The following is a 6,469-nucleotide window of genomic DNA, read 5'->3' on the forward strand; positions in this document are numbered from 1 at the left end:
TCTTCGTGCGCTCGGTGATCAGCTCTTCGAGGTTCGACAGGTCCAGGCGGCCCTCGTCGGTGACCGAGAACCACTTCAGCGTGGCGCCGGTGCGCTGCGCGAGCAGCTGCCACGGCACGATGTTGGAGTGGTGCTCCATCTCCGAGATCACGATCTCGTCGCCGGGCCCCATGCGGAACCTGGGATCGTCGTTGCCGGGGTTGCCGAAGCCGTAGGCCACCAGGTTGAGCGCCTCGGAGGCGTTCTTGGTGAAGACGATCTCGTCGCGGCTCGGCGCGCCGATGAAGGCGGCGACCTTGTCGCGGGCGTTCTCGTACGCCTCGGTGGACTCGGCGCCCAGCGCGTGCATGGCACGGCCGACGTTGCTGTAGTGCATGGCCAGGTGCTCGCGCATGACCTCGATCACCTGGGTGGGCTTCTGCGCGGAGTTGCCCGAGTCGAGATAGACCAGCGGCCGTCCGCCGGGCAGCTCGCGGGAGAAGACCGGGAAGTCCTTCCTGATCCTCTCCACGTCAAAGCCGGTGTTCATCACACGGATGCCTTCGTGTATGCCTCGTAGCCCTCGGCCTCGAGCTTGTCGGCGAGCTCGTGCCCACCCTGCTCCACGATCCGGCCGCCCGCGAAGACGTGGACGAAGTCCGGCTTCACGTAGCGCAGGATGCGGGTGTAGTGGGTGATGAGCAGGACGCCGGTCTCGCCGGCGGCGCGGAAGCGGTTGATGCCCTCGGAGACCACGCGCAGCGCGTCGACGTCCAGACCGGAGTCGGTCTCGTCGAGCACGGCGATCTTCGGCTTGAGCAGCTCCAGCTGGAGGATCTCGTGGCGCTTCTTCTCACCGCCGGAGAAGCCCTCGTTCAGGTTGCGCTGGGCGAAGGCGGCGTCGATGGACAGGGCGTCCATGCCGGCCTTCAGGTCCTTGGCGAACTCGCGGAGCTTGGGGGCCTCGCCGCGCACGGAGGTGACCGCCGAACGCAGGAAGTTGGAGACGCTGACGCCGGGGACCTCCACGGGGTACTGCATGGCGAGGAACAGGCCGGCGCGGGCGCGCTCGTCGACCGACAGCTCCAGCAGGTCGACGCCGTCCAGCAGGACCTGGCCGCCGGTGACGGTGTATTTCGGGTGACCGGCGATCGCGTAGGCGAGCGTGGACTTGCCCGAACCGTTGGGGCCCATGATGGCGTGGGTCTCGCCGGCCTTGACGGTCAGGTTGACGCCGCGCAGGATCTCCTTGTCCTCGACGGCGACGTGCAGGTCACGGATCTCAAGGGTGGATCCCGAGCGGACTCGGCTCGAATCAGACACTGTTATGACTCCTTCGAGAGCGAGACGAGGACGTCATCGCCGTCGATCTTGACGTGGTAGACGGGGACGGGCTTGGTGGCGGGCGGGCCGGTGGGCTTGCCGGAGCGCAGGTCGAAGCACGAGCCGTGCAGCCAGCACTCCAGGGTCTCGTCGTAGACCTCGCCCTCGCTGAGCCTCACCTCGGCGTGGGAGCAGACATCGTGCAGGGCGAAGACCTCCGCGCCCCGGCGGACCAGGGCGACCGGGGTCTCCCCCACCTCGAGTCCGATCACGCCGTCATCGGGGATGTCGGTGACCTTGCAGACCTTCTCGAACGTCACTTCTCCAACTCCGCCTCAACCTTGCCGAGCACCCGCTCACGCAGCTCGGGAAGCTCGATCTTCTCCAGCAGCTGTGCGAAGAAACCCCGGATGACCAGGCGGCGCGCCTCCTCGAACGGGATGCCGCGGGCCTGGAGGTAGAAGATGTGCTCGTCGTCCAGGCGGCCCGAGGCGCTGGCGTGCCCGGCCCCGGCGACCTCACCGGTGAGGATCTCCAGGTTCGGCACCGAGTCGGCGCGGGCGCCGTCGGTGAGCAGGAGGTTGCGGTTGAGCTCGTAGGTGTCGGTGCCCTCGGCCTCGACCCGGATGATGACGTCGCCGATCCAGACGGCGTGGGCGGCGTCGCCCTGCAGCGCGCCCTTGTAGACGACGTTGCTCTTGCAGTGGGGCTGGGAGTGGTCCACCAGCAGGCGGTGCTCCATGTGCTGGCCGGCGTCCACGAAGTAGAGGCCGGTCAGGTCGGCGTCGCCGCCGGGGCCGCTGTAGGAGACCGACGGCGACAGCCGCACCAGGTCGCCGCCGAGGGTGACCACGAAGCTGCGGAAGGTCGCGTCCTTGCCGAGCAGGGCGTGGTGGTGGGAGACGTGCACGGCGTCGTCGGCCCAGTCCTGCAGGCTGATGACCTTGAGCGTGGCGCCCTCGCCCACGACGAACTCGACGTTGTCGGCGTAGACCGCGCTGCCCTGGTGGTCCAGGACGAAGACGGCCTCGGCCATCGGCTCCAGCCTGACCAGGATGTGGCCGTAGGCGGCGCCCTCGCCGGAGCCGGTGAGGGTGATCACGGTCGGCTTGGAGGTGACGGCCTCGCGGGGGACCGTGATGACGGTCGCCTTCTCGAAGGTGGCGAAAGCCTGGGCGCTGACCCGGTCGGCGGGCACGTAGGCCTTGCCGATCCGCTGGTCGTCGCGGCCCACGGTCTCCACGGTGACCTCGGGGGCCGCCTCGACGTGGACCAGCACGGAGCCGCCGGCGGCGGCGCCGGTGTGCAGGCCCTTCAGGCGCGACAGCGGCGTGAAGCGCCACTCCTCCTCCCGGCCGGTGGGGACCGGGAAGTCCGCCACGTCGTAGGAGGCCTTCTCGTGGAGGGTCGACAGGGGCTTGGTTTCGAGACCCATCAGCCGACGGCCCCTTCCATCTGCAGCTCGATCAGGCGGTTCAGTTCGAGGGCGTACTCCATCGGGAGCTCGCGCGCGATCGGCTCGACGAAGCCGCGCACGATCATCGCCATCGCCTCGTCCTCGTTCAGGCCACGGCTCATCAGGTAGAAGAGCTGGTCGTCGGAGACCTTGGAGACGGTGGCCTCGTGTCCCATGGAGACGTCGTCCTCGCGCACGTCCACGTAGGGGTAGGTGTCGGAGCGGCTGATCTGGTCGACCAGCAGCGCGTCGCACTTGACGGTGCTGGCGCTGCCGTGCGCGCCCTCCTCGATCTGGACCAGACCGCGGTAGGAGGTGCGGCCGCCGCCCCGGGCGACGGACTTGGAGATCACGGTGGAGCTGGTGTTGGGCGCGAGGTGCACCATCTTGGCGCCGGCGTCCTGGTGCTGGCCCTCGCCGGCGAAGGCGACGCTCAGCGTCTCGCCCTTGGCGTGCTCGCCCATCAGGTAGACGGCCGGGTATTTCATGGTGACCTTGGAGCCGATGTTGCCGTCGATCCACTCCATGGTCGCGCCCTCGTAGGCCACGGCGCGCTTGGTGACCAGGTTGTAGACGTTGTTCGACCAGTTCTGGATGGTCGTGTAACGGCAGCGGGCGCCCTTCTTCACGACGATCTCCACGACTGCGCTGTGCAGCGAGTCGGAGGAGTAGATCGGCGCGGTGCAGCCCTCGACGTAGTGGACGTAGGAGTTCTCGTCCACGATGATCAGGGTCCGCTCGAACTGGCCCATGTTCTCGGTGTTGATCCGGAAGTAGGCCTGCAGCGGGATCTCGACGTTGACGTTCGGCGGCACGTAGATGAAGCTGCCGCCGCTCCACGTGGCCGTGTTCAGCGCGGCGAACTTGTTGTCGCCGACCGGGATCACCGTGCCGAAGTATTCCTTGAAGAGTTCCTCGTGCTCCTTGAGCGCGGTGTCGGTGTCGACGAAGACGACACCCTTCTCCTCGAGGTCCTCACGGATCTTGTGGTAGACGACCTCGGATTCGTACTGGGCGGCCACGCCGGCGATCAGGCGCTGCTTCTCCGCCTCGGGGATGCCGAGCTTGTCGTAGGTGGCCTTGATGTCCTCGGGCAGCTCGTCCCAGGAGGCGGCCTGCTTCTCGGTGGAGCGCACGAAGTACTTGATGTTGTCGAAGTCGATCCCGCTGAGGTCGGAACCCCAGTTCGGCAGGGGCTTCTTGCCGAAAAGGCGCAGGCCCTTCAGGCGAAGGTCCAGCATCCACTCCGGCTCGTTCTTGAGCGCGGAGATATTACGGACGACTTCCTCGGACAGGCCACGGCGGGCCGCCGATCCGGCAGCGTCCGAGTCGGCCCAGCCGAACTTGTAATTCCCGAGGCCTTCCAGCTCCGGGCGGTCGGTGACAGTCACCTTCCGGTCTCCTTGCTCGATGCGTCATCGATTGTTTCTTGGCGTATGGATGGTCGCGCTCGCTCGGGTGCCCGCGGGTCCGTGGCCCGCTCCCGCGCACCCGGCTCGGCCGCTCTGCGCGGACTCACATGGGTGGTGCACACCCCGTCGCCGTGGGCGATGGTCGCCAGCCGCTGCACCGGAGTGCCGAGGATCTGCGCGAAGGCCTCCGTCTCGGCCTCGCAGAGCTGCGGGAACTCCGCCGCCACGTGCGCCACCGGGCAGTGGTGCTGGCACAGCTGCTCGCCGCCGAGGCTGGCCTTGCTCGCCGAGGCGGCGTAGCCGTCGACCGACAGGGCCTCGGCCAGGACGCGGACCCGCTGGTCGGCGGGGACCTTGCGCATCTCCGGCTGCAGCCGCCCGACGAGACCGGAGACCTGCGACCGGGCGAACTCGGCCACCGCGTCCTGGCCCACGCGCTCGGCGAGGAAACGCAGCGCGTTTCCGGCCAGGCCGTCGTAGGCGTGCTCGAAGGCGCTGCGCCCGGCGTCGGTTATGGCGAACAACTTCGCCGGCCGCCCTCTTCCCCGCTGACCGCGGGGCCGGGCCGTACGGGGCTCGATCATCCCGTCGGCCAGCAGCGCGTCCAGGTGGCGGCGGACGGCGGCCGGGGTGAGCCCGAGCCGTTCGCCGAGGGCCGCGGCGGTGATGGGGCCGTGTTCCAGGATGAGCCGGGCGACGCGCGCGCGCGTGCTCCGCTCGGCGGACACGCCGGAGAGCCGCGCGGCGGCGGTCTCCTCGGTGCCCGGCATCTGGTTCACGTATTTCACAACATCAGTGTGGCGTAATTCCTTCCCCGCATACAAACCGATGCCGGGCCCATCGAGATGTCATTTGTCACGCAGGTAAGCCTTACCTAACCTGCGGAAACACCACTCCGGGGCTTCCGCAGGCCGGCGAAGACGGCGAAGGAGGCGAGGGTGAGCCCGGCCAGGACGACCGCCATCGGCAGCGCCGAGCCCTCGCCGCCCAGCCCGACCAGCGGGGCCGCGACCGCGCCGATGGCGAACTGCAGCACGCCGGTCAGCGCCGAGGCGCTCCCGGCCACCTGCTGGGGCTGGCCGGCCAGCGCGAGCGCGCCGGTGCCCGGCAGGACGAACCCGGCCCCGCACATCATCACGAACAGCGCGGCGACCAGTACCGCCAGGGGCAGGCCGAGGAGCACCGCGGCCAGCAGCAGCCCCGCCCCGGCCAGGGAGACGGCCAGGCCGATGAGGATCAACCGTGCGGGGGCCACCGTGCGCCCGGCGAGGCGGCCGCCGATCTGCGCGGTGACGGTCAGGCCGATCGCGTTCAGCGCGAACACCAGCGAGAAGGTCTGCGGCGAGGCGCCGTACACCTGCTGGAGCACGAACGGCGAGCCGGAGATGTAGGCGAACATGCCGCCGAAGCCGAAGCCGCCGGCCAGCGCGCTGGCCATGAAGGAGCGGTCGCGGAGCAGGTGCCCGAAGGTGACGAAGGTGCGGCCGAGGCCGCCGCTCTCGCGCCGGTCGCTGGGGAGCGTCTCACGCACCCCGAACAGCGCGGCGGCCAGCAGGAGGAGCCCGGCGACGCTCAGCGAGACGAACACACCGCGCCAGGAGGTGTGGGCGAGCAGCTGGGCGCCCGCGATCGGGGCCAGGATCGGCGCGAGGCCGCTGACGAGCATGAGCGTGGCGAAGATGCGGGCGATGGCCGCACCCTCGTACAGGTCCCGGACGACCGCGCGGACGATCACCAGCGCGGCGCCGCCCGCGACGCCCTGGAGCAGGCGGAGACCGATCAGGCCGTAGACCGAGGGAGAGAACGCGCACAGCAGCGAGGCGGCGGCGTAGGCGGCGATGCCGATCAGCAGCGGCGCCCGCCGGCCGCGCACGTCGCTGAGCGGGCCGGCGACGACCTGCCCGACGGAGACACCGATGAGACAGGCGGTCAGGGTGAGCTGCACCTGCGACTGGCCGGTGCCCATCTCCGCGGCGATGGCCGGGAAGGCGGGCAGGTACATGTCGATCGAGAGCGGTCCGATCGCTGACAGCGCGCCCAGGATGAGCAGCAGCAGTCCTCTGCGCCGCGCGACCGGCGCGACCTCCGGCTCGACGACCGCCGTGGTCATATCAGCTCCCCCTCACCCTCACAGGCCGCAATGGGCCCGTGCGGGCCAGGGGTTCCCAACCGCGATCAGGTCATTCGAATTCCCATATTTGGGGAGTCACATAAAAAAGATTTACCCTCGCCCCCGGCGGGGCGCCGGACGCGGCTCGGCCCGGCGGACCGGCGCCCCGGCCGGCCCGCTGCCGCACCC

7 protein-coding genes are annotated in these 6,469 nt (G+C 69.5%); all 7 read right to left on the minus strand.

Annotated features, from left to right (window positions below; genetic code table 11):
• On the minus strand, nt 1-529 hold a 529-nt coding region (locus ACWDS7_RS45265), incomplete at its 3' end, for an aminotransferase class V-fold PLP-dependent enzyme (RefSeq protein ID WP_451934328.1).
• Nucleotides 529-1,260, minus strand: a complete 732-nt coding sequence (gene sufC, locus ACWDS7_RS45270; RefSeq protein ID WP_451934331.1) for a Fe-S cluster assembly ATPase SufC — start codon at nt 1,258-1,260, stop codon at nt 529-531. The genes sufC and ACWDS7_RS45265, both read right to left, overlap by 1 nt.
• Nucleotides 1,261-1,304: 44 nt before the next feature.
• A complete protein-coding gene (locus tag ACWDS7_RS45275; protein ID WP_306868887.1) occupies nt 1,305-1,622 on the minus strand; it encodes a non-heme iron oxygenase ferredoxin subunit in 318 nt (105 codons plus the stop codon).
• The gene (gene sufD, locus ACWDS7_RS45280; RefSeq protein WP_306868886.1) at nt 1,619-2,737 is read right to left on the minus strand and encodes a Fe-S cluster assembly protein SufD; all 1,119 of its coding nucleotides are present in this window, start codon (nt 2,735-2,737) and stop codon (nt 1,619-1,621) included. The genes ACWDS7_RS45275 and sufD overlap by 4 nt, the downstream gene beginning before the upstream one ends.
• Nucleotides 2,737-4,149 carry a Fe-S cluster assembly protein SufB gene (sufB, locus tag ACWDS7_RS45285; protein WP_451934329.1) on the minus strand — a complete coding sequence of 471 codons (1,413 nt, stop codon included), beginning with the start codon at nt 4,147-4,149 and terminating at the stop codon, nt 2,737-2,739. Before sufB ends, sufD begins: the two co-directional genes overlap by 1 nt.
• On the minus strand, nt 4,146-4,940 hold the full coding sequence (locus ACWDS7_RS45290) for a helix-turn-helix transcriptional regulator (RefSeq protein ID WP_451934332.1): 795 nt from the start codon (nt 4,938-4,940) through the stop codon (nt 4,146-4,148). The genes sufB and ACWDS7_RS45290 overlap by 4 nt, the downstream gene beginning before the upstream one ends.
• A 104-nt stretch (nt 4,941-5,044) precedes the next feature.
• Nucleotides 5,045-6,280 carry a multidrug effflux MFS transporter gene (locus ACWDS7_RS45295; protein WP_451934330.1) on the minus strand — a complete coding sequence of 412 codons (1,236 nt, stop codon included), beginning with the start codon at nt 6,278-6,280 and terminating at the stop codon, nt 5,045-5,047.
• Nucleotides 6,281-6,469 lie beyond the last annotated feature (189 nt).

The organism is Streptosporangium sp. NPDC003464 (assembly GCF_053588315.1).